This window comes from Rothia sp. QJM3NY_36 (assembly GCF_056173115.1).
Genome location: NZ_CM149658.1, coordinates 1455010 through 1476572, shown reverse-complemented (window position 1 = coordinate 1476572; position 21563 = coordinate 1455010). Strand labels below are relative to the sequence as shown.

Sequence of the window (21563 nt, the reverse complement as noted above, 5' to 3'; positions counted from 1 at the left end):
TCAGTCCTGTTCGGAGTAGTCCAGGTGGTCGTTGTCCAGGCGCAGCTGCCGGCCCTGCTTGACCAGATCGGCGTGGGCGTCGCGCATCTTCTCCGCCTGGCGGATGCCGCGCGGGGGCAGCTGGATGTCCTCCTCGGCCCGGATGCCGGATTCCAGCTGGCGGGCCCGCTCCAGCTCGGAGTCCAGCACCGCCCCGAGCAGCAGGACGTTGTTCATGATCCAGATCAGCAGCAGCATGACGATCACGCCACCGAGGGTGCCGTAGGTGGCGTTGTAGTTGGAGAAGTTGGAGACGTAGAACCCGAAGGCCGCCCCGGCCACCCCCATCATGACCAGCGCGATGGCGGCGCCGGGACTGATCCAGCGCAGCTTGGGCTGCTTGATGTTGGGGGTCGCGTAGTACAGCAGCGCGATCAGGGCCACGACCAGCACGAGGGTGATCAGCCAGCGCACCCAGTTCCAGATCTGGGTGATCTGGTCGCCGATGCCCAGGTGGTCGGAGAAGAATTCGATGACCCCGCCGGAGAGCAGCACGGTGAGCATGGTCAGCACCACGAGGATGACCATCGTGAAGGTCACCAGCAGGTTCCAGGGGCGCAGCTTCCAGATCGGCCGGCCCTCCACGACGCCGTAGATCCGGTTCAGGGCACGACCGAAAGCGCCGGTGTACCCTGAGGCGGTCCACAGGGCGCCGACGATACCGGTGATCAGGGCCAGGCCGGCGCCGTTGCCCTCCGTGAGCTGGCGGATGGGCTGCTCGATGAGGTCCATCAGCTGACTGGGGGCGTACGGCTGGATCAGGTCCAGGATCGTCTCGGTGGTCTGCTCACCCTGGCCGAACACGCCCAGCAGGGACACGACGGCCAGCAGCCCCGGGAACACCGAGAGCACCGTGAAGTAGGTCAGGGTCGCCGCGAGGTCCGTGCAGCCCTTGGAGGTGAAGGAGTTCAGCGTCCGCTTGAGGATGTAGCCCCAGCCGGGCTTGGAGATGCTGGTGACCTTGCGGGTCTTGTGCCGATGCGGCGAGGAGGACTGCTCCTCGTCGATCTCGGCTTTGGCGATGGTCTGTTCGGGCAGGTTCACCGGTGGCTCCAGTCGGGGGTCGGCGCGGGGACCGCGCAGGGTGGTCGCCGGGGCCGATGCCGCCCGAACGACTCGGGCGGCATCGGCTCGCGGGGCAGCGGGGCTCTGTCAGCGGGTCTCGTGGTGGATGCCGAGGACCTTCGCGGTGCGCGACATCGTCTCCTCGGCCAGTCGGGCGTCGTCGTTGAGACGGTGACCGTAGGTGGGCACCAGCTCGCTCAGCCGCGAGGACCAGGCGTCGATGCGCTGCGGGAAGCACTTCTTGATGAGGTTGAGCATGATCGGCACGGCCGTGGAGGCGCCGGGGGAGGCGCCCAGCAGGGCCGCGATCGAGCCGTCCCCATGGGTAATCAGCTCGGTGCCGAACTGCAGCACCCCGCCCTTCTTCGCGTCCTTGCGCATGACCTGCACGCGCTGGCCGGCCTCGATCAGCTCCCACTCATCCGCGTCTGCCTCCGGGTAGTACTCCCGCAGGGAGGCGATCTTGGAGGAGCGGGTCTTGACCAGCTCGCTGAGCAGGTACTTGACGAGATCCAGGTTGTCCAGCCCGGCGCGGGCCATCGGGTAGACGTTGTCCGCGCGCACCGAGCGGAACAGGTCCAGCAGGGAGCCGTGCTTGAGGAAGTTGGTCTTGAATCCGGCATAGGGCCCGAACAGCAGCGACCGCTTGCCGTCGACCCACCGGGTGTCCAGGTGCGGCACGGACATGGGCGGGGCCCCGACGGAGGCCTGGCCGTAGACCTTCGCGTCGTGCTGGGAGGCGGTGTCCTCGTTGGTGTTGCGCAGGAACAGCCCGGAGACCGGGAAGCCGCCGAAGCCGCGGCCCTCGGGGATCCCGGACTTCTGCAGCAGCGGCAGCGCGTAGCCGCCGGCGCCGAGGAAGACGAACTTCGCCCGCACCAGCAGGTCGTCATCGGAGTCCAGCAGGTTGCGCACCCGCAGGGACCAGGAGCCGTCGGACTCCTGGCGCAGGTCCTGCACCTGGTGGCCGTAGCGCACGGAGGCGCCCTGCCCGGTCAGGCGCTCGGTGAGCTGGCGGGTCAGGTTGCCGAAGTCCACGTCCGTGCCCTCGGGGGACCAGTTGGCGGCGATGCGCTGGGAGGCGTCGCGTCCGCGCACCGTCAGCGGCGCCCACTGCTGGATCTGGTCGCGGTCCTCGGTGAAGCGCATCGAGGAGAACAGGGTCTGCGGGTGCAGGGCCTCCCAGCGCTTCTTCAGGTAGTCGCTGTGGGCGTCCCCGAAGACCAGGGACATGTGCGGCACCGGGTTGATGAAGCCGGCGTCGGCGAGCTTGCCCTCCTCCACCAGGGTGGCCCAGAACTGGCGGCTGAGCTGGAACTGCTCGTTGATGTTCAGGGCCTTGGCCGGGTCCACCGTGCCGTCGGCCCCGAGCGGGGCGTAGTTCAGCTCGCACAGGGCCGAGTGCCCGGTGCCGGCGTTGTTCCACGGGTTGGAGCTCTCCGCACCGACCTTGTCCAGCCGCTCGAACAGGGTGATGTCCCAGTCCGGCTCGAGCTCCTGGAGCAGGACCCCGAGGGTCGCGCTCATGATTCCGCCGCCCACCAGGGCGACGTCGGTCTTCAGGGTCTTGGTCACGGCAGTCCTGTTCTCCTGTGCTCGACGGTGCGGCAGGCGGGGCCGACGGCGACCGCGCCTGCGGGCCGTCCGCGGGGCGGACGCGCGATGCGCGGGGCGCACCGCTCAAGCCTCCGGGACGGCCTCGGCTCCCCTCAGCGTAGCCCTCCGCGCGGGCGGAAATCGAACGCGCCCGGCCCTGGGCCGGGTGCGCGGGCTCAATCGCTGAGGGTGACCCGGTCGAATTCGGCGACGCCGGTGGCGGCCAGCGGGTACCCGGTGACCCGCGAGCTCAGCGCGACCGCGGAGATCGGATAGGCCAGCGGCACCGCCGGCACGGTCTCGGAGACCATCTCGTTGATCCGCCGGTAGGCGTCCTTGCGGGTGTCCCCGTCCTGCTGGCCGGCCGCGTCCTCGACGGCCTCGAACAGCTCGGACTCCTGCGCGCCGAGCAGATCGGTGCGACGGGAGAACAGCGGGGCCAGAAAGGCGTCCGGATCCCGGTAGGTGCCCATGATCCCGGTCAGGGCCAGGGCCCGATCCGGGTCCTCGGCGTGGATGCGCGCCGGATAGTCCTCGGACCAGGGGATCGGCACCGGTTCGATCGTGAAGCCCGCCTTGGTCAGCCCCTCGGCGATCCGCGCGTAGATCGCCTCCGGCTTCTGCAGGTACGGCAGGGACACGTCGGTGGGATAGCAGAAGCGCAGGGATCGGCCGTCATAGTCCGAGGCCTGCACGAGGCGCTGGGCCAGCCCGAGGTCGTAGCGGTAGGCGGATCCGGTGCCGCTGCCGCTGACGTCGAAGAGCTTGGGGGTGAAGTCGTTGGCGGTCTCGGTGCCCTCGGGGTAGTAGGAGCGCACGATGTCCGACCGGTTGATCGCGTGGGCGGCGGCCCGGCGCAGCTGGACGCTGGCGAAGACCGGGTGTCGCTGGTTGATCGCCAGGAACGCCAGGTTGTACGGGTCCCGCTGCTGGATCTGGTAGCCGCGTCGGGCGAGACTGACGAAATCCGACGTGCCCACCAGGTCGATCGCATCGGCTTCGCCGGTGAGCAGCCGGTAGTAGCGGGTCTGGGCCCCGATGACCGTGGGGAACACCAGCTCCTGCACCTGTGGGGCGTCCCCCCAGTAGTCCTCGTTGCGGCGCAGCCGCACGGTCTGGTCCTCGCGCTGCTGGAAGACGAAGGGCCCGGTGCCCACCGGGTGCCCACCGGGGTCCTTCCCGTCCGCGAAGGAGGCGGGGGAGGCGATGCCGAAGGCCGGCTGGGTCAGGGCGCGGATCAGCGCCGGGTGCCGGCGGTTCAGCCGCAGGACGACGGTGCGGGCGTCGGGGGCGGTGCACTCGGCGAACAGGGCCGGTGCCTCGGCGGTGCCGGGCATCCGGAACACGGTCTGGAAGGCCGTGGGCGGGTGGTGCTGGGTGCGGGCCGCCTCCGCCCAGCGCAGGACGTTGGCCCGCACGGCCTGGGCATCGAAGGTCCGCCCGTCGTGGAATCGGGGGGAGGAGCGCAGGCGGAAGGTGTAGGTCAGCCCGTCCCCGGAGATCTTCCACGACTCGGCCAGATGGGCCATGGCCTCCCCGGTGTCCGGGTTGGCCCGCACCAGCGGCTCCAGCACCTGCGCGCTGATCCGCGCCGTCTCCAGCCGGCCGTCGGTGGAGGGGTCCAGGCTGGGGGCCGGGGCGGCGTCGGCGAAGGTCAGCCGCGTCGGATCCGCCGAGGCGCTGGCCGCCGGGGAGGGCTCCTCCCCGGAGCACCCGCTCAGCGCCAGCCCGGCGGCGAGGCAGCCGCCCAGGAATCCTCGACGGCTCGTGCTCACGGGGGCTCCTTCCTCAGGGGTACCGGGGTGCCGGTGCGCGAGACGGGACTCGAACCCGCACGCCGCAGGGCACAGGAACCTAAATCCTGCGTGTCTGCCAGTTCCACCACTCGCGCTCGCTGGCCCCGGCGCGTCCTCCCGGTTGAGGGAGGTGCGGGGCCGGGGTCGGCCCTCGCAGTCTACCGGCTCGGCCTCGCCGCGGTCCGGCAGGGCCCCCGCCCGGGGTATTCAGTCGGACAGGCCGAGCTCGCGGCGCAGCCTGGCCACGTGTCCTTTCGCCCGCACGTTGTACTGGGCCAGGCGCACGGCGCCCTCGGCATCGACGACGACGGTGGAGCGGATCAGGCCCACGCTGGTGCGTCCGTAGTTGGTCTTCTCCCCCCAGGCGCCGTAGGCCTCGGCCACGGCGTGGTCGGCATCGCTGAGCAGGGTGAATCCCAGGTCGTGGTGCTCGGCGAAGGAGCGCAGCTTGGCCGGGGAATCGGGGGAGATGCCCACGACGCGGTAGCCGGCCGCGCCCAGTGCCGCGAGGCTGTCGCGGAAATCGCAGGCCTGGGTCGTGCACCCCGGGGTCTCCGCGCGGGGGTAGAAGTAGACGACGACGGGCTGCCCGCGCAGTGCGCTCAGGCTCACGGGGTGCCCGTCGGCGTCGGGGAGGGTGAACTCGGGGGCCCGGTCTCCGGGACTCAGGCGACGGCTCTCGGTCATGACGGCGGGGTCCTCCTGGGGGCTCGGATGGCGTGAAAGCGACAGTCTATACTGCTGGGCATGCCACAAATCCGGGAATGGTCGATCTCGCGCCTGATGTCCACGGCCGCGCGCATGTTCGAGTACAACTGGAACCGCAAGCTGCAGGCGCTGGGACTGACCCACGCGGGGGTCATGGCCCTGGACGTGATCAGCCGCGAGGGCGGGCTGACCCAGGCGCAGGTGGCGCACAAGGTCGGCGTTCAGGCCCAGACCATGGGCAAGACCCTCACGCGCCTGGAGGCGCACGGGCACATCGCTCGGGAGCGCAATGCGGTGGACCGTCGCAGCTACGTGATGGTTCTCACGGACAAAGGTCGCCGTGCGCTGGCGGAGGCCGCCGAGATCGAGCACGACCTGGCCGGCACCGGCGTGCTGGATCACGAGGAGCTGCGCCAGGCGCTGGAGCAGGTGATCCGCGACCTGTCCGAGACCGACACCATGCCGCTGGACGTCGTGCGCGCCGAGGGCTCCGGGCTGGTGTCCGGGATCTCCCCGGCATCGTCGGAGCCGCGGGGCTAGCCGACGGCCGGATGGCACGGCCGTCAGGGGTGACACCCGACGAGCAGGGGCCCGATCCTCGGCGGATCGGGCCCCTGCTCGCGTTTCTCGGTGCGCCCCCCGGGACTCGAACCCGGAACCCATTGATTAAGAGTCAATTGCTCTGCCAATTGAGCTAGAGGCGCTCGCCCTGAGGGCGATCGTCGACGGCGTCCGCGCGGACACCGCCTGGTGCGCCCCCCGGGACTCGAACCCGGAACCCATTGATTAAGAGTCAATTGCTCTGCCAATTGAGCTAGAGGCGCTCACCGCTGCGCGACGGCTCCGACCCGGTCGGTCGGCATCCGCACCGCGCGGCAACGAATGGATACTCTACGCCGGGATCGGCCATCGGGCAAATCCGTCCCGACGCGGGCGTATCAAGGGCTCTGGAGGGCCCGACCTCAGGGTCGCTGGGCCGGGCCGAACAGCTGGGCGAGGAACTCCAGCAGGTCCGCGACGTCGGCCTCCTGCTCCAGCACCTCGTTCCCGGCGGCGGTGGGAACCTCGATCAGCGACGAGATCTCCAGTCGGAATCGAGCCCCGGAGGTGGTCTCCAGCAGGATGGAGCGGTCGGTGAGCGCTTCGCCGCGCAGCATGTTGGTGTTGTCCACGGCGATCGGTGGGGCGAGCGGTTCGAGGGTCTTCGGGTCGAAGGGGGCGATGATCAGCTCCGCGGGTCCGCGCCGATAGCCCACCAGGAAGTGCCCGGCGGCGGCGTGCTCCTCGGCGGGGGATCCCCCCGTCGCGGAGGCGGCGTCTCCCGGGGTGCATACCAGGTTGTAAGCGCCGTAGTTCATCACCTGGGCATCGAAGATGCTGCGCAGGCGATCCTGCAGGGCGACCGAGGGTCCGCTGAGAGACATGTCTGCGAGTCTAGACGGGCCGGCCCCTGCAGGGGAGGGGTCCGTGCCCCGGTGACGCCCGGAGTCACCCCCCCCCGGCGCGGGCCTCGGGAGGGCTGTTTCACATTATGAAACGTTTTTGATCTCCTGGATGCCCCGGCGTTGTATGGAGCACATGGCACGCCGCGCATCCTCAGCCCTCACGGACGCACGCATTCCGCTCATTCCGGCGGAGCGCGGGGTCCGTGGCGTCCGCTAGAGGACGGCAGCCTGCCGGCCGCCACCGCCGCACCGAGTCGGGCGGCGGCCGAACAGCTGACACGGACCCCTCGCCCCGCACCCGGGCCGAGGGGTCTTTCGCGATCCGCCCGTCGCACCGGCCCATCCGCCGAGGAACAGCAGCGGTCGAAGGCCGAACGCACCATCCGGTAAGACCACCCACAGAATGAGGACGAACGCAATGAGCACCGCCTCCTCACCCACCCCGACCGCTCCGACCGGGACCCGCCCGCCCGAGCGCATGACCGGCTCCCAGGCCGTGATCCGCACCCTCGAGGAGCTCGGGGTCACCGACGTCTTCGGCCTGCCCGGCGGGGCCATCCTGCCGACCTACGACCCGCTGCTGGACTCCGAGTCCATCAATCACATCCTGGTCCGCCACGAGCAGGCGGCCGGACACGCCGCGCAGGGCTACGCCCTGGCCACCGGCCGGGTCGGGGTGTGCATCGCCACCAGCGGGCCGGGGGCCACCAACCTCATCACCCCGCTGGCCGACGCCCACATGGACTCCGTGCCGATGGTCGCGATCACGGGGCAGGTCTCCTCCGCGGTGCTCGGCACGGACGCCTTCCAGGAGGCGGACATCGTCGGGATGACCATGCCCATCACCAAGCACTCCTTCATGGCCACCCGCGCCCAGGACATCCCGCGGGTGCTGGCCGAGGCGTTCCACCTTGCCGCCTCCGGGCGCCCGGGCCCGGTGCTGGTGGACATCACCAAGGACGCCCAGCAGGGCCAGATGGACTTCGAATGGCCCGTGCCCCTGCAGCTGCGCGGCTACCACCCCGTGCTCAAGGGCCACGCCAAGCAGATCCGCGAGGCCGCGCAGCTGCTGGCCGAGGCCCGCCGCCCCGTCCTGTACGTCGGGGGAGGCATGCTGCGCTCGCATGCGGGGGCCGAGCTGGCCGAGCTCGTTGCGGCCACCGATGCCGCCGTCGTCACCACCCTCACCGCCCGCGGGGCCTTCCCGGACGCGGACCCGCACCATCTGGGCATGCCCGGGATGCACGGCTCGGTGCCCGCCGTTACCGCGATGCAGCAGGCCGATCTGCTGGTGGCCCTCGGCGCGCGCTTCGACGATCGGGTCACCGGCGTGCTGGACTCCTTCGCTCCGCACGCCAAGGTCATCCACGTGGACATCGACCCGGCGGAGATCTCCAAGATCCGCTGGGCGGACGTGCCCATCGTGGGGGACCTCAAGGCCGTGCTGCCGGACCTCATCGAGGCCTACCGCGCGCAGACCTCCGGGCGCACCCCGGACCTGGGGGACTGGTGGGCCGTGCTGAACCGGCTCAAGGAGGAGTACCCCCTGGGGTGGGTGCCCACCGAGGACGGGCTGGGCTCGCCCCAGCACGTCATCCGCCGCATCGGCGAGCTCACCGGACCCGAGGCCATCTACTGCTCCGGGGTGGGCCAGCACCAGATGTGGGCCGCGCAGTTCATCGGCTACCAGCGCCCGCACCAGTGGATCAACTCCGCGGGCCTGGGCACGATGGGCTACGCCGTGCCCTCGGCGATGGGCGCCAAGGTCGGCTGCCCGGACCGGGTGGTGTGGGCCATCGACGGCGACGGCTGCTTCCAGATGACCAACCAGGAGCTGGCCACCTGCGCCCTGAACGACATCCCCATCAAGGTCGCGGTGATCAACAACTCCTCGCTGGGGATGGTCCGGCAGTGGCAGACGCTGTTCTACGACGGCCGCTACTCCAACACCCACCTGAACACCGGCCACGCCTCCCGGCGCATCCCGGACTTCGTCAAGCTCGCCGAGGCCTACGGCTGCGCCAGCTTCCGATGCGAAGGCGACGACCAGGTGGACGAGGCGATCGCCCGGGCCCTGGAGATCAACGACCGCCCCGTCGTCGTGGACTTCACCGTCAGCCCGGACGCGATGGTCTGGCCGATGGTGCCCGCCGGGGTGTCCAACGACGCGATCCAGATCGCCAAGGACACCTCACCCGACTGGAACCGAGAGGACTGAGCGCCCATGGCCGCCCACACCCTGTCCGTGCTCGTGGAGGACACCCCCGGCGTCCTGACCCGGGTCTCCGGGCTGTTCGCCCGCCGACAGTTCAACATCGACTCGCTGGCCGTCGGGGGCACCGAGGTGCCCGGGATCTCCCGGATCACCGTGGTCGTCGAGGCCGACGAGGTCCTCCTGGAGCAGGTCACCAAGCAGCTGAACAAGCTCATCCACGTCCTGAAGGTCGTGCGGCTGCCCCCGGAGACCTCGGTGCAGCGGGACCACGTGATGGTCAAGGTCCGCGCCGACGCCGCGACCCGCACCCAGGTCACCCAGGCCGCCGAGCTGTTCCGCGCCCGCGTGGTGGACGTCTCCACCGAATCCGTGGTCATCGAGGCCACCGGACCGGCCGGCAAGCTCGAGGCCCTGCTGGAGGTCCTGGAGCCCTTCGGCATCCGCGAGATCGTGCGCGCCGGGACCCTCGGCGTCTCCCGCGGTCCCCGCTCCCTGTCCGAGAAGGCCCTGCGCCGCTGACCCACCGAACCACCCGGCCCGCCCGCCAGGGCGCATACCGGGTCCGCAGACCCACCCACCGACCAGCAAGGAGAAGCTGACCCCATGACCGAGATCTTCTACGACGACGACGCCGACCTGTCGATCATCCAGGACCGCCAGGTCGCCATCATCGGCTACGGCTCCCAGGGCCACGCCCACGCCCTGAACCTGCGCGACTCCGGCGTGGACGTGCGCATCGGACTGGCCGAGGGCTCCCGCTCCAAGGCCAAGGCCGAGGCCGAGGGGCTGCGCGTGCTCAGCGTGGCCGAGGCGGCCGCCGAGGCCGACGTCATCATGATCCTCACCCCGGATCAGGTCCAGGCCCAGATCTACCGCGAGTCCATCCAGCCGCACCTGCAGCCCGGGGACGCCCTGTTCTTCGCCCACGGGTTCAACATCCGCTTCGGCTACATCGAGGTGCCCGAGGGCATCGACGTCGCGATGGTCGCCCCCAAGGGCCCCGGGCACACGGTGCGCCGCGAGTTCGAGGCCGGCCGGGCCGTGCCGGCGCTGGTGGCCGTGGAGGTCGACGCCTCCGGGAAGGCCATGGACCTGGCCCTGTCCTACGCCAAGGCCCTGGGGGCCACCCGCGCCGGGGTCATCAAGACCACCTTCACCGAGGAGACCGAGTCGGACCTGTTCGGCGAGCAGGCCGTGCTGTGCGGCGGCGTGTCCCAGCTGGTCCAGTACGGCTTCGAGACCCTGACCGAGGCCGGCTACCAGCCGCAGATCGCCTACTTCGAGGTGCTGCACGAGCTGAAGCTCATCGTGGACCTGATGAACGAGGGCGGGATCACCAAGCAGCGCTGGTCCTGCTCGGACACCGCCGAGTTCGGTGACTACGTCTCCGGGCCGCGGGTCATCACCCCGGACGTCAAGGAGCACATGAAGGAGGTCCTGGCGGACATCCAGAACGGCTCCTTCGCCCAGCGGTTCATGGACGACCAGGCGGCCGGCGCCCCCGAGTTCACCCGGCTGCGCGAGCGCGGTGCCGCCCACCCCATCGAGAAGACCGGCCAGGAGCTGCGCAAGCTGTTCTCCTGGAAGTCCGCCGATGAGGACTACACGGACGGCTCCGCCGCCCGCTGATCCCCTCCGGTGCGCCGGGGCGGAGGAAGCTTCCTCCGCCCCGGCCGCCCCGCCCTCGCGGGGCACCCCCAGCGCCGCACCACTCCACCCCGCATCCGCGGATACCCACACCCCGCCGCACCCCAAGCGAAGGAACCCCCGTGAGCGACAAGCCCGTCGTCCTGCTCGCCGAAGAGCTCTCTCCCGCGACCGTCGAGGCCCTGGGCCCGGCCTTCGAGATCCGCCGCACCGACGGCGCGGACCGCACCCGGCTGCTGGCCGACATCGCCGAGGTCGACGCGATCCTGATCCGCTCGGCCACGACCCTGGACGCCGAGGCCATCGCCGCCGCCCACCGCCTGAAGGTCATCGCCCGCGCCGGGGTCGGCCTGGACAACGTGGACATCCCCGCCGCCACGGCCGCGGGGATCATGGTGGTCAACGCCCCCACCTCCAACATCATCTCCGCCGCCGAGCTGACCGTCGGGCACATCCTGGGTCTGCTGCGCAACATCTCCCAGGCCAACGCCTCGCTGCGGGCCGGGGAGTGGAAGCGCTCGGCCTACACCGGCACCGAGCTGTACGAGAAGAAGGTCGGCATCATCGGCCTCGGGCGCATCGGCGGGCTGGTGGCCGAGCGCCTGGCGCCCTTCGGCACCGAGCTGCTGGCCTACGACCCCTTCGTCACCGCCCCGCGCGCGGCCTCCCTGGGCGTGCGCCTGACGGACCTGGAGACCCTGCTGGCCGAGGCCGACGTGATCACCATCCACATGCCCAAGACCCCCGAGACCATCGGGATGCTCGGGGCCGAGGCCTTCGCCGCGATGAAGGACACGGCCGTCGTCGTCAACGTCGCCCGCGGCGGACTGGTGGATGAGCGTGCCCTGGCCCAGGCCCTGAAGGAGGGGCAGATCGCCGGGGCCGCGCTGGATGTCTTCGAGACGGAGCCGGACACCGGGCTGGACCTGGTGGACCTGCCGCAGGTGGTGACCACCCCGCACCTGGGCGCCTCCACCCGCGAGGCCCAGGAGAAGGCCGGGGTGTCCGTGGCCCGCTCCGTGAAGCTGGCCCTGGAGGGCGAGCTCGTCCCGGACGCGGTCAACATCGCCGGCGGACCCATCGACGCCGACGTGCGCCCCGGCATCGCGCTGGCCGAGAAGCTCGGGCGGGTGCTCACCGCCCTGAGCACGGACTCGCCGCTGACCAGCATCGAGGTGCGCATCGCGGGGGAGATCGCGCAGAAGGACGTCTCCTCCCTGCGCCTGGCGGCCCTCAAAGGCGTGTTCACCGACGTGGTCTCGGAGAAGGTCTCCTACGTCAACGCCCCCATGATCGCCGAGCAGCGGCAGGTGGAGACCTCCCTGGTGACCACCCCCGAGGTCGAGGGCTTCCGCAACGAGACCACGATCAGCGCGATCCTGGCCGACGGCACCCGGCTGTCCGTCTCCGGCACGGTCACCGGCCCCAAGCTGGTGGAGAAGCTCACCGGGATCAACGGCTTCGACTTCGAGGTCAACCTCACCGACCACATGCTCCTGCTGGACTATCGGGATCGCCCGGGGATCATCGCCGCGATGGGGACCCTGCTGGGCACCGCCGGGGTCAACATCGCCGGCATGCAGGTCTCGCGGGCCGAGAACGAGGAGCGGGCCTTCTCCGTGCTCGCCCTGGACTCCCCGGCCGCCCCCGCGATGGTCGCCTCCATCCGGGACACCATCCGCGCCGGCCTGGCCGCGGCCGTGTCCCTGACGGACTGAGCCCGCAGGATCCGCCACCTCGATACAGTGGGAGCCATGACTTCACCCGCCGATCCGTACTACCTCACCACCGCGATCGTCTACCCCAACGGGGATCCGCACATCGGCCACGCCTACGAGCACATCGCCTGCGACGTGTTGGCCCGGTTCAAGCGCCTGGACGGCTACGACGTGCGATTCCAGACCGGCACGGATGAGCACGGACAGAAGATGCAGACCTCCGCGGCCAAGCAGGGCATCACCGCCAAGGAGCTGGCCGACGCCAACTCCGCGAAGATCCGGGCCATGGACGATCTGCTGGGGATCAGCTACGACCGGTTCATCCGCACCACGGATCCCGACCACGCGGCCGCTTGCCAGGAGATGTGGCGGCGCATGGAGGCCAACGGGGACATCTACCTGGACACCTACGCCGGGTGGTATTCGGTGCGCGATGAGGCCTTCTACGCCGAGGAGGAGACGGAGCTGCGCTCGGACGGGGTGCGCTACGCGATCCCCACCGACACCGAGGTGGAGTGGACGGAGGAGGAGTCCTACTTCTTCCGCCTCTCCAAGTACCAGGACCGCCTGCTGGAGCTGTACCGCACCGAGGGCCTGGCCATGCCGGAGCACCGGCGCAACGAGGTCGCCTCCTTCGTGGCCTCGGGGCTGCGGGATCTGTCCATCTCCCGGACCACCTTCGACTGGGGCATCCCCGTGCCGGGGGATCCGAAGCACATCATGTATGTGTGGGTGGACGCCCTCACCAACTACCTCACCGGCCTGGGCTTCCCGGACGTCGACGGCGAGATGTTCCGCCGCTACTGGCCGGCGGACTTCCACGTGATCGGCAAGGACATCATCCGCTTCCACACGGTCTACTGGCCGGCCTTCCTCTGGTCGGCCGGCATCGAGCTGCCCCGCAACGTCTTCGCCCACGGCTTCCTGCTCGTGGACGGGGCCAAGATGTCCAAGTCCGTGGGCAACGTGCTGGATCCGGCGCAGCTGGTGGACTCCTTCGGGGTGGACCCGCTGCGGTTCTTCCTGCTGCGCGAGGTCACCTTCGGCCAGGACGGCTCCTACAGCGCCCCGGCGATCGTCTCGCGGATCAACTCGGACCTGGCCAACGACCTGGGCAACCTCGCCCAGCGCTCGCTGTCCATGGTCGCGAAGAACTGCGGGGGAAAGGTCCCGGAGGCCGGGGAGCCGACCCCGGAGGACGCCGCCCTGCTTCAGGCCGCCGACGCGCTGCTGCCGGCGGTGCGCCGGGACCTGGAGGTCCTGGACTTCCACCGCGCGCTGGATCGGATCTGGCGGGTGATCGCCGAGGCCAACCGCTACTTCACCGCCCAGGAGCCGTGGAAGCTGCGCAAGGCGGACCCGGAGCGGATGGCGGCCGTGCTGGCCACGACGCTGGAGGTCCTGCGGATCGTGGCGCTGCTGGTGCAGCCGGTGATGCCGACGTCGATGGCCCGGCTCCTGGATCAGCTGGGCCAAGAGGAGGGCTCGGCGCGGATGTTCTCCGCCGTCGAGCAGCGCATCCGCCCCGGCACCGAGCTGCCCAGTCCGCAGGGGATCTTCCCCCGCGTGGAGCTGCCCGAGTCCTGAGCAGACAAGGCTCCTGCCTTGTGAGGGGTGCACACAAGGCTATGGCCTTGTAGGATCGTTCCATGGTGTTCGTTCTCACGGTCGATCAGATCGACTCCCGCCACCACCCGGATCGCATCCCGGAGCTGGACGGCGCCCCCTGGGCGGATCGCGCCCGCCTGCCCTTCGCCCGGACCGCCGGGGATGAGGCCCAGGCGGTGTTCGATGAGGCCCGGGACGCGCTGCGCTGCGCGGTGGAGCTGGCCCTGACCGGCCGGTGGCACTGCGGGATCGGGCAGGGCCCGGCCCGCCTCCCGGCGGGGCAGCCGGATTCCCGGGCCGGGCGCGGCCCCGCCTTCCTCCGGGCGCGCACCGCCGTCGAGCAGGCCAAGGCCGACCCCTCGCACCTGGGCTTCCAGGGTGGCCCCGCCGACGCCGACCCTGCCGGGCCATCTTCCGCGGAACCAGACCCGGATGCACCCCGGCCGGGTGCACCGGATCTGGCCGCCGCCGTGCAGGCCCAGCTGCGCCTGATCCTGCGGGTGCGCGCTCGGCAGCGCGAGACCACGCGGCAGGCCTACGACCTGGCGCTGACCGGCCTGACCCAGGCCGAGGCCGCGGCCCGGCTGGGCATCACCCAGCAGGCCGTCTCCGAGCGGCTGGACACCGCCCTGTACCGCCCACTCGAGGAGGTCATGGGCCACGCCGTCGCGCTGGCCGCGGCCCTCGAAGCGCGCGAGGGCTCCGAGGCCCGGGCCTCGAATCCTCGGACCTCCGGCACACCGACCGATGGGAGCAGACCATAACCTTCATCGCCCTCGTCCTGTCCCTGACCGCCGCCTTCATCGGGGCCGTCACCTGCCTGCGCGTGCCGCTGGCCTCCACGCGGTGGCGGATGGCCTGGGCCGCCGTGCTGCTGGCCCTGCTGGTGGTATGCGCGGTGCTGCTGCTCGCCGATCCCGGCACGCTCGCAGGCCAGGCGCCCAGCCTCGGCGCCGTCGAGGTCCTGCTGCTCGTGCTCGGGTGCGCGGGAGCGGCGGTCCCGGGCGGATCGGTCGTCAGCGCCGCCGTGCTCGGGCTGGCCCACCGCACGACGATTCCCGACGGCTCGGCCGGCCCGTCTGAGCCGCAGGATCCGGAGCGGGATCCCGTGCTGCGCGGCGGACAGTGGATCGGGCTGCTGGAGCGGGCCGCGGTCTTCGCCGCGCTGCTGCTGGGCTGGCCGGCCGGGCTCGGCGTGATCGCGGCGATCAAGGGACTGGGACGCCTCGGGCAGCTGCGCGGCGGGGCGGGAGCCGAGCGCTTCATCGTCGGCACCTTCGCCTCGGTGCTGTGGGCGGCCGCCTGGGCCGGGCTGGCCTGGCTCGCCGTGCGCGGGGCCGCCCACGGGGCACTGGGGTTCACATCGTGAGACGGGGTGTCCAGGATGCGGTTTCCGCGAGGACCCGAGGACTACCGTGGTGTCATGCCCACCACGTCTGAGCCCCCCGCCCCCTCCTCCGCCGCGCTGGACCTGGCCGTCATCCCCGGGGACGGGATCGGCCCCGAGGTGACCGAGCAGGCCCACCGCGTGCTGGTGCGCGCGGCCGAGACCGAGGGCGTCGCCGTGCGCTCCACCAAGTACGCCCTGGGCGCCGAGCACTGGCTGCGCACCGGGGAGACCCTCACCGAGGGCACCCTCGCTCGGCTGGCCGAACACGACGCGATCCTGTTCGGCGCCGTCGGGGCGGATCCGCGCTCGGCCGAGGTGCCCTCCGGGCTCGTGGAGCGGGAGATCCTCCTGCGCCTGCGCTTCGCCTTCGACCACTACGTCAACCTGCGCCCCTCCCGGCTGCTGCCCGGGGCCGTCTCGCCGCTGCGCGATCCGGGGGAGATCGACTTCGTCGTCGTGCGCGAGGGCACCGAGGGGCCCTACACCGGCAGCGGCGGCTCCCTGCGCACCGGCACCGATCACGAGATCGCCACCGAGGTCTCCGTGAACACGGCCCACGGGATCCGCCGCCTCGTGCGCTACGCCTTCGAGCTGGCCGAGACCCGGCGCCGGCGCCTGACCCTGGTGCACAAGACCAACGTCCTCGTGCACGCGGGGCGGCTGTACTCCCGGATCCTCGACGAGCTGGCCGCCGAGCATCCCGACGTCGCCGTGGACTACCTGCACGTGGATGCGGCGACGATCTTCCTGACCACGGACCCCTCCCGCTTCGACGTGATCGTCACGGACAACCTCTTCGGGGACATCCTCACCGACCAGGCCGGGGCGATCACCGGAGGCATCGGATACGCCGCGTGCGGGAACATCGACGCCTCCGGGGCCCACCCCTCGATGTTCGAGCCCGTGCACGGCTCGGCCCCGGACATCGCGGGACGGGGGATCGCCGATCCCACCGCGGCGATCCTGGCCGGCGCGCTCCTGCTGCGCCACCGCGGGATGGAGGCGGCGGCCGCCGGCATCGAGCGGGCCGTGGAAGCCGACCTGCGGGAGCGCTCCGGAGCCGAACGCTCCACCGCCGAGATCGGGGAGGCCATCCTGACCCGCCTGTGACCGCCCGACCGCCCGCCGCCCCCGAGAAACCCGCCATCCCAGCACCGAAACGAGGAACCCCTCCCATGACCACCGAGCAGCCCCAGCCCTCCTTCCGCTTCGTCGAGAACACCGATCCGGTCAGCGATGCCCGGCGTCGGGAGATCCTCGCCGATCCGGGCTTCGGGGACCACGCCACGGACTACGTCGCCGCGATCCGGTGGAGCGGGCGCAGCCCGGAGGAGGGCACCTGGACCGACCCGCGGATCGAACCCCGCGCGCCGCTGCCGCTGGACCCGGCCAGCGCCGTGTTCCACTACGGCCAGGAGGTCTTCGAGGGCCTGAAGGCCTACCGGCACGCCGACGGCTCCGTGTGGCTGTTCCGCCCCGAGGCCAACGCGGCTCGGCTGAACCGCTCGGCCGAGCGCCTGGCCCTGCCCGCCCTGCCCCCGGAGCTGTTCCTGGCCTCCCTGGACGAGCTCGTGCGCCGCGATCACCGCTGGATCCCCGACGGGGAGGGCACCTCCCTGTACCTGCGGCCTTTCATGATCGCCACCGAGCCCTTCCTCGGGGTGCGTCCCTCCCGGGAGGTGCTCTACGAGGTCATCGCCTCCCCGGCGGGCAACTACTTCGGCACCCCCGAGCCGGTGGACATCTGGCTGTCCACCACCTGGGCGCGCACCCACGCCGGCGGCACCGGATTCGCCAAGTGCGGCGGCAACTACGCTGCCAGCCTGCTGCCCCAGCTGGAGGGCGAGGCGCAGGGCTGCAAGCAGGTGATCTTCACCGACCGGAACCGCGAGGACGCCGTTGAGGAGCTCGGCGGAATGAACGTGTTCTTCGTCACCCGCGATGGGAAGCTGGTGACCCCGGAGCTGACCGGCACCATCCTGCCCGGCATCACCCGCGACTCCGTGATCCACCTGGCCCAGGACCACGGGATCGAGGTCGAGGAGCGCACCGTGACCCTGGGGGAGTGGCGTGAGGGCGTCGCCTCCGGGCAGATCGCCGAGATCTTCGCCTGCGGCACCGCCGCGGTGATCGCCCCCATGGGCCGGCTGCTCTCCGAGCGCGGGGAGATCCCCGCCCCGGCGCAGACCAACGGGGAGATCACCACCTGGCTGCGCGATCAGCTGGTGGGCATCCAGCACGGCACCGTCGAGGACCCCTACGGGTGGATGCACCGGGTCCTGTGACCTGACGGCCGCCTCCCGCCCGGCCGGCGCCGCACCCTCGCGGCGTCGGCCGGGCGGCCACGCGCTAGGCTGGGAGCCATGCGCATCGCGAGATTCACCGCCGAGAACGAACTGCACTTCGGCCGCGTGGACGGTGGGCCGGGGGAGGAGATCCTGACCGTCCTGGCCGGCGATCCCTTCTACACCGGCATCCAGCCCACCCGGCAGACCTACGCGATCGACGACGTCCGCCTCGTCTCCCCGATCATCCCGCGCTCCAAGATCGTCGGGGTCGCGCGCAACTGGAGCGGGCACGCCGAGGAGCTGGGAAACGCGACCCCGAGCACCCCGCAGCTGTTCCTTAAGCCCAATACCGCGGTGGCCGGGCCCGGGGACCCCATTACCCTGCCCGAAGCCAGCGAGGAGGTCTCCTACGAGGCCGAGCTTGCCGTGGTGATCGGGCGCATGGCCAAGTCCGTGCCGGTCGAGCGGGTGCCGGAGGTGGTCTTCGGCTACACCGCGGCCAACGACCTCACCGCCCGGGACCTGCAGCGCACGGACCTGCAGTGGGCGCGCGCCAAGGGCTTCGACGGTGCCTGCCCGCTGGGCCCGTGGATCCAGACCGAGCTGAACACCGAGGAGCTGTCCATCCGCACCTGGCTGGACGGGGACCTCGTGCAGGACGGGACCACCGCGGACATGGTCTTCTCCGTGCCTGAGCTGGTGGCCGCCGTCTCCGAGGCCTTCACCCTGCTGCCCGGGGACGTGATCCTCACCGGCACCCCGGACGGGGTGGGCCTGGTCCGGGACGGGCAGGAGGTCGAGATCGAGATCGAGGGGATCGGCGGGCCGCTGGTGAACACCTTCCGGGACGCCTGAGCCGCCGAGCACCCCCTCCCGGGCGCCCCCCTCCCGCCATCACACGAACCATCGCACCGAAACATCGCACGAGAGAGCTGAGCTGAACACCGATATGTCCGACGCCATCACCCCCACCGTGAGCGGAAACCGCCCCGTGCGCGTGCGCTTCTGCCCTTCGCCCACCGGCACCCCGCACGTGGGCATGGTCCGCACGGCCCTGTTCAACTGGGCCTACGCCCGGCACACCGGCGGCACGCTGGTGTTCCGCATCGAGGACACCGACGCCGCCCGGGACTCCGAGGAGTCCTTCCAGCAGGTCATCGAGGCCCTGCACTGGCTCGGCATCGACTGGGACGAGGGCGTCGGCGTCGGCGGGCCGCACGAGCCGTACCGCCAGTCCCAGCGCGGGGAGATCTACGCCGAGGTCATCGACAAGCTCGTGGCCGCGGGCCTGGTCTACGAGGACTTCTCCACCCCCGAGGAGGTCGAGCAGCGCCACCGCGAGCGCGGCGAGGACCCCAAGCTCGGCTACGACAACCACGACCGGAACCTCACCGAGGAGGAGAAGGCCGCGTTCCGCGCCGAGGGCCGCCAGCCGGTGCTGCGCCTGCGGATGCCGGATGAGGACATCACCTTCCACGACCTGGTCCGCGGGGAGATCACCTTCAAGGCCGGCTCCGTGCCCGACTACGTGGTGGTCCGGGCCAACGGCAAGCCCCTGTACCCTCTGGTCAACCCCGTGGACGACGCGCTGATGGGCATCACCCACGTGCTGCGCGGAGAGGACCTGCTCTCCTCGACGCCGCGGCAGATCGCGCTGTACCGGGCGCTGGTGCAGATCGGCGTCGCCGAGTTCATCCCGGAGTTCGGCCACCTGCCCTACGTGATGGGCCAGGGCAACAAGAAGCTGTCGAAGCGGGACCCGGAGTCCAACCTCTTCCTGCTGCGCGAGGCAGGGTTCATCAAGGAGGGCCTGGTCAACTACCTGGCGCTGCTGGGCTGGTCCCTGTCCTCGGATCAGGACGTGTTCTCCCTGCAGGAGATGGTCGAGCACTTCGACGTCCGCGACGTGCTGGCCAACCCGGCGCGCTTCGACGTGAAGAAGGCCGAGGCGATCAACGGCTCCCACATCCGCCTGCTGGGCCGGGATGAGTTCGAGGAGCGGCTGATCCCGTATCTGCGCGAGGCCGGCATCGTGCACGAGAGCCTCAGCGACCGGGAGCGGGAGATCCTGCACGCGGCGGCGCCGCTGGTGCAGGAGCGGATGCAGCTGCTGGGGGAGGCCCCGGGGCTGCTGGGGTTCCTGTTCCGCGCAGACGACCAGATCGAGATCGCCGAGGACGCCCGCAAGCAGCTGAAGGAGTCCGCCCCCCAGGTGCTCGACGCCGCACGGGCCGCGCTGGGGGACCTGCAGACCTGGGAGGCCGCCCCGATCGAGCAGGCCCTGCGAGACGCCATCGTGGAGGGTCTGGGGATCAAGCCGCGCCTGGCCTTCGGGCCCGTGCGCATCGCGGTCTCCGGGGCCCGGATCTCCCCGCCGCTGTTCGAGTCTCTGGAGATCCTGGGCCGGGACTCCTCCCTGGCGCGCATCGACGCGCTGCGCGTCGAGCTCGGCGGGACCGCGGACTGACCCGGCCGACGCCGCCGCGCCCGTCCCGCAGCGGGGAGGGCGCGGCGGCGCTGCTCTGTGGGGGAGGACACGCGGCCTCGAGTTGCGCGCCCCGCGGGGTGTCGGTAGAGTGAATGTCCGTTGCAGCGATGGAAGCGGGCCGAAAGGCCGGCCATCCGGCAGCGATGGGATATGGTGTAATTGGCAACACAACGGTTTCTGGTACCGTCATTCTAGGTTCGAGTCCTGGTATCCCAGCGAAGCGCTCAGGCATCTGAAAGCTCGGATGTGAGAAGCTTCACCGAGAATGGATTTTGCAGGATCTCACGGATTCGGTAGAGTTCTTCGAGGCGCAGAACGCCGGGGGATTCCCCGGGGAAATGCTTCCGGCCCCATCGTATAGCGGCCTAGTACTCCGCCCTCTCACGGCGGCAACACCGGTTCGAATCCGGTTGGGGTCACGGCCTAAGATGAGAAGCCCGGCAGAACAGATGTTCTGCCGGGCTTCTCTCGTCTCCGCCCAGATTCTTCCGTCCGTCCTCCGTCATGCCGCCGGTATGGACTCGGTGGTCTCGGGGGCGGGCGCCCGGGCCGCCGGTTGCGAACGGACGGCCCGGGCCTGCCCGCCGCCCACCCGCCCCGCTCAGGCTTGGGCGCGCAGGGCGTCGCTGAGCTGGCGGGCGGCCTGGCAGACGACGTCGGCGTGCAGGCGCCCCGGCTGACGGGACAGCCGCTCGATGGGACCGGAGATCGACACCGCGGCGATCACCTTGCCGGCCGGGTTGCGCACCGGGGCCGAGACCGAGGCGATGCCCCGCTCCCGCTCGCCCACCGACTGCGCCCAGCCCCGACGGCGCACCGCCGCCAGCACCGTGGCCGAGAAGCGCGCCTGGCGCAGCCCCTCCAGCAGCCGGTGATGATCCTCCCAGGCGATGAGCACCTGCGCGGCCGATCCGGCCTTCATGGACAGCTGCGTGCCCACCGGGATCGTGTCCCGCAGCCCGATGGGGCGCTCTGCGCTGGCCACGCAGATCCGCCATTCGCCCTGACGGCGGTAGACCTGCGCGGATTCCCCCGTGGCGTTGCGCAGCTGGTTCAGCACCGGCCCGGCCGCGGCGAAGAGCCGATCCTCCCCGGAGGCGGCGGCCAGCTCTCCCAGGCGCGGGCCCAGCACGAAGCGGCCCTGCACGTCCCGGGCCACCAGGCGGTGATGGGTCAGGGCCACGGCCAGGCGGTGCGCGGTGGGCCGGGCCAGCCCGGTGGCCTCCACCAGCTGCGCCAGGGAGGCCGGGCCGGCCTCCAGGCAGTCCAGGATGTGGGTGGCCTTGTCCAGAACCCCGACGCCGCTGGGCCGCACGGCCACGCTCATGGGATCCGCGGTGCCCAGGCCTCCGAGGATGCGCTCCCCGGATTCCTCCGGGTGGATCCCGGTGGGCCCCTCGGGGTCGCTCGGCGTGGTGCTGGTGCTCATGGTCGACGTCTCCGATCTCAAATGGTGGAAGGCTGGTCCATTTCCTGGAAGCCTACCCGATCCCTCGGCACAATGAGTCACCGAGCACACTTCGCGCCGCCCCTCGCGGCGCGGCATCGAGAAGGAGCAAG

At 71.0% G+C, this 21563-nt stretch carries 18 protein-coding genes and 5 tRNA genes; 14 read left to right on the top strand and 9 right to left on the bottom strand.

What is annotated here, in order from left to right; all coding sequences use genetic code 11:
* The 5 genes from AC0VXQ_RS06550 to bcp all read right to left on the bottom strand — a co-directional run bounded on the left by AC0VXQ_RS06550 (position 1) and on the right by bcp (position 5183).
* Entirely contained in the window at positions 1–1083 is a 1083-nt protein-coding gene (locus AC0VXQ_RS06550) for a YihY/virulence factor BrkB family protein (RefSeq protein WP_058730596.1), read from the bottom strand.
* Positions 1084–1191: 108 nt separating this feature from the next.
* Positions 1192–2715, bottom strand: a complete 1524-nt coding sequence (locus AC0VXQ_RS06545; protein WP_260008890.1) for a malate:quinone oxidoreductase — start codon at positions 2713–2715, stop codon at positions 1192–1194.
* 161 nt (positions 2716–2876) lie between these two features.
* Complete coding sequence (locus tag AC0VXQ_RS06540; RefSeq protein ID WP_058730597.1) at positions 2877–4475, bottom strand: ABC transporter substrate-binding protein; 1599 nt, start codon at positions 4473–4475, stop codon at positions 2877–2879.
* A 34-nt stretch (positions 4476–4509) separates the two neighbouring features.
* A tRNA-Leu gene (locus AC0VXQ_RS06535) sits at positions 4510–4591 on the bottom strand.
* 112 nt (positions 4592–4703) lie between these two features.
* On the bottom strand, positions 4704–5183 hold the full coding sequence (gene bcp / locus AC0VXQ_RS06530) for a thioredoxin-dependent thiol peroxidase (protein WP_058730598.1): 480 nt from the start codon (positions 5181–5183) through the stop codon (positions 4704–4706).
* A gap of 60 nt (positions 5184–5243) precedes the next feature.
* On the opposite strand from bcp, the gene AC0VXQ_RS06525 reads away from it, so the two are divergent.
* Positions 5244–5744, top strand: coding sequence for a MarR family winged helix-turn-helix transcriptional regulator (locus AC0VXQ_RS06525; RefSeq protein ID WP_064725622.1), 501 nt, complete (start codon positions 5244–5246; stop codon positions 5742–5744).
* 91 nt (positions 5745–5835) lie between these two features.
* Here the strand turns inward: AC0VXQ_RS06525 and AC0VXQ_RS06520 are convergent.
* From AC0VXQ_RS06520 to AC0VXQ_RS06510, 3 genes are all read right to left on the bottom strand, one after another.
* Positions 5836–5908 (bottom strand) — tRNA-Lys (locus AC0VXQ_RS06520).
* Positions 5909–5952: 44 nt separating this feature from the next.
* Positions 5953–6028 (bottom strand) — tRNA-Lys (locus tag AC0VXQ_RS06515).
* Between the two features lie 138 nt (positions 6029–6166).
* A complete protein-coding gene (locus tag AC0VXQ_RS06510) occupies positions 6167–6628 on the bottom strand; it encodes a hypothetical protein (protein ID WP_475528046.1) in 462 nt (153 codons plus the stop codon).
* Between the two features lie 424 nt (positions 6629–7052).
* On the opposite strand from AC0VXQ_RS06510, the gene AC0VXQ_RS06505 reads away from it, so the two are divergent.
* The 13 genes from AC0VXQ_RS06505 (at position 7053) to AC0VXQ_RS06445 (ending at position 20422) form a co-directional block, all read left to right on the top strand.
* Positions 7053–8867, top strand: a complete 1815-nt coding sequence (locus AC0VXQ_RS06505; RefSeq protein ID WP_081101422.1) for an acetolactate synthase large subunit — start codon at positions 7053–7055, stop codon at positions 8865–8867.
* Positions 8868–8873: 6 nt separating this feature from the next.
* Entirely contained in the window at positions 8874–9383 is a 510-nt protein-coding gene (gene ilvN / locus AC0VXQ_RS06500) for an acetolactate synthase small subunit (RefSeq protein WP_058730601.1), read from the top strand.
* Between the two features lie 84 nt (positions 9384–9467).
* Entirely contained in the window at positions 9468–10493 is a 1026-nt protein-coding gene (gene ilvC / locus AC0VXQ_RS06495) for a ketol-acid reductoisomerase (protein WP_058730602.1), read from the top strand.
* A gap of 140 nt (positions 10494–10633) precedes the next feature.
* Positions 10634–12229 carry a phosphoglycerate dehydrogenase gene (gene serA, locus AC0VXQ_RS06490; RefSeq protein ID WP_058730603.1) on the top strand — a complete coding sequence of 532 codons (1596 nt, stop codon included), beginning with the start codon at positions 10634–10636 and terminating at the stop codon, positions 12227–12229.
* Positions 12230–12265: 36 nt separating this feature from the next.
* Entirely contained in the window at positions 12266–13816 is a 1551-nt protein-coding gene (gene metG, locus AC0VXQ_RS06485) for a methionine--tRNA ligase (RefSeq protein ID WP_058730604.1), read from the top strand.
* Positions 13817–13878: 62 nt separating this feature from the next.
* The gene (locus AC0VXQ_RS06480) at positions 13879–14601 is read left to right on the top strand and encodes a helix-turn-helix domain-containing protein (protein ID WP_058730605.1); all 723 of its coding nucleotides are present in this window, start codon (positions 13879–13881) and stop codon (positions 14599–14601) included.
* A 62-nt stretch (positions 14602–14663) separates the two neighbouring features.
* Positions 14664–15206: a hypothetical protein gene (locus AC0VXQ_RS06475; RefSeq protein ID WP_165590133.1), complete on the top strand. Its 543-nt coding sequence runs from the start codon at positions 14664–14666 to the stop codon at positions 15204–15206.
* Positions 15207–15260: 54 nt separating this feature from the next.
* Positions 15261–16337 (top strand): 3-isopropylmalate dehydrogenase, encoded by a 1077-nt coding sequence (locus AC0VXQ_RS06470; protein ID WP_058730607.1) that lies wholly within the window; start codon positions 15261–15263, stop codon positions 16335–16337.
* A gap of 65 nt (positions 16338–16402) precedes the next feature.
* Entirely contained in the window at positions 16403–17512 is a 1110-nt protein-coding gene (locus AC0VXQ_RS06465; protein ID WP_064725615.1) for a branched-chain amino acid aminotransferase, read from the top strand.
* A gap of 78 nt (positions 17513–17590) precedes the next feature.
* Entirely contained in the window at positions 17591–18370 is a 780-nt protein-coding gene (locus AC0VXQ_RS06460; protein ID WP_061224992.1) for a fumarylacetoacetate hydrolase family protein, read from the top strand.
* A gap of 94 nt (positions 18371–18464) precedes the next feature.
* Positions 18465–19982, top strand: a complete 1518-nt coding sequence (gltX, locus tag AC0VXQ_RS06455; RefSeq protein ID WP_058731255.1) for a glutamate--tRNA ligase — start codon at positions 18465–18467, stop codon at positions 19980–19982.
* Between the two features lie 165 nt (positions 19983–20147).
* A tRNA-Gln gene (locus AC0VXQ_RS06450) sits at positions 20148–20219 on the top strand.
* A gap of 130 nt (positions 20220–20349) precedes the next feature.
* A tRNA-Glu gene (locus AC0VXQ_RS06445) sits at positions 20350–20422 on the top strand.
* 182 nt (positions 20423–20604) lie between these two features.
* On the opposite strand, the gene AC0VXQ_RS06440 is transcribed toward AC0VXQ_RS06445, so the two are convergent.
* Positions 20605–21330 (bottom strand): IclR family transcriptional regulator, encoded by a 726-nt coding sequence (locus tag AC0VXQ_RS06440; RefSeq protein ID WP_058731260.1) that lies wholly within the window; start codon positions 21328–21330, stop codon positions 20605–20607.
* Positions 21331–21563 lie beyond the last annotated feature (233 nt).

What these genes read in the sequence shown, in the direction of transcription:
- bcp (WP_058730598.1), bottom strand. Translation starts at nt 5,183, where the DNA reads ATGACCGAGAGCCGTCGCCTGAGTCCCGGAGACCGGGCCCCCGAGTTC.
- AC0VXQ_RS06525 (WP_064725622.1), top strand. Translation starts at nt 5,244, where the DNA reads ATGCCACAAATCCGGGAATGGTCGATCTCGCGCCTGATGTCCACGGCC.
- AC0VXQ_RS06510 (WP_475528046.1), bottom strand. Translation starts at nt 6,628, where the DNA reads ATGTCTCTCAGCGGACCCTCGGTCGCCCTGCAGGATCGCCTGCGCAGC.
- AC0VXQ_RS06505 (WP_081101422.1), top strand. Translation starts at nt 7,053, where the DNA reads ATGAGGACGAACGCAATGAGCACCGCCTCCTCACCCACCCCGACCGCT.
- ilvN (WP_058730601.1), top strand. Translation starts at nt 8,874, where the DNA reads ATGGCCGCCCACACCCTGTCCGTGCTCGTGGAGGACACCCCCGGCGTC.
- ilvC (WP_058730602.1), top strand. Translation starts at nt 9,468, where the DNA reads ATGACCGAGATCTTCTACGACGACGACGCCGACCTGTCGATCATCCAG.
- metG (WP_058730604.1), top strand. Translation starts at nt 12,266, where the DNA reads ATGACTTCACCCGCCGATCCGTACTACCTCACCACCGCGATCGTCTAC.
- AC0VXQ_RS06480 (WP_058730605.1), top strand. Translation starts at nt 13,879, where the DNA reads ATGGTGTTCGTTCTCACGGTCGATCAGATCGACTCCCGCCACCACCCG.
- AC0VXQ_RS06470 (WP_058730607.1), top strand. Translation starts at nt 15,261, where the DNA reads ATGCCCACCACGTCTGAGCCCCCCGCCCCCTCCTCCGCCGCGCTGGAC.
- AC0VXQ_RS06465 (WP_064725615.1), top strand. Translation starts at nt 16,403, where the DNA reads ATGACCACCGAGCAGCCCCAGCCCTCCTTCCGCTTCGTCGAGAACACC.
- AC0VXQ_RS06460 (WP_061224992.1), top strand. Translation starts at nt 17,591, where the DNA reads ATGCGCATCGCGAGATTCACCGCCGAGAACGAACTGCACTTCGGCCGC.
- gltX (WP_058731255.1), top strand. Translation starts at nt 18,465, where the DNA reads ATGTCCGACGCCATCACCCCCACCGTGAGCGGAAACCGCCCCGTGCGC.
- AC0VXQ_RS06440 (WP_058731260.1), bottom strand. Translation starts at nt 21,330, where the DNA reads ATGAGCGTGGCCGTGCGGCCCAGCGGCGTCGGGGTTCTGGACAAGGCC.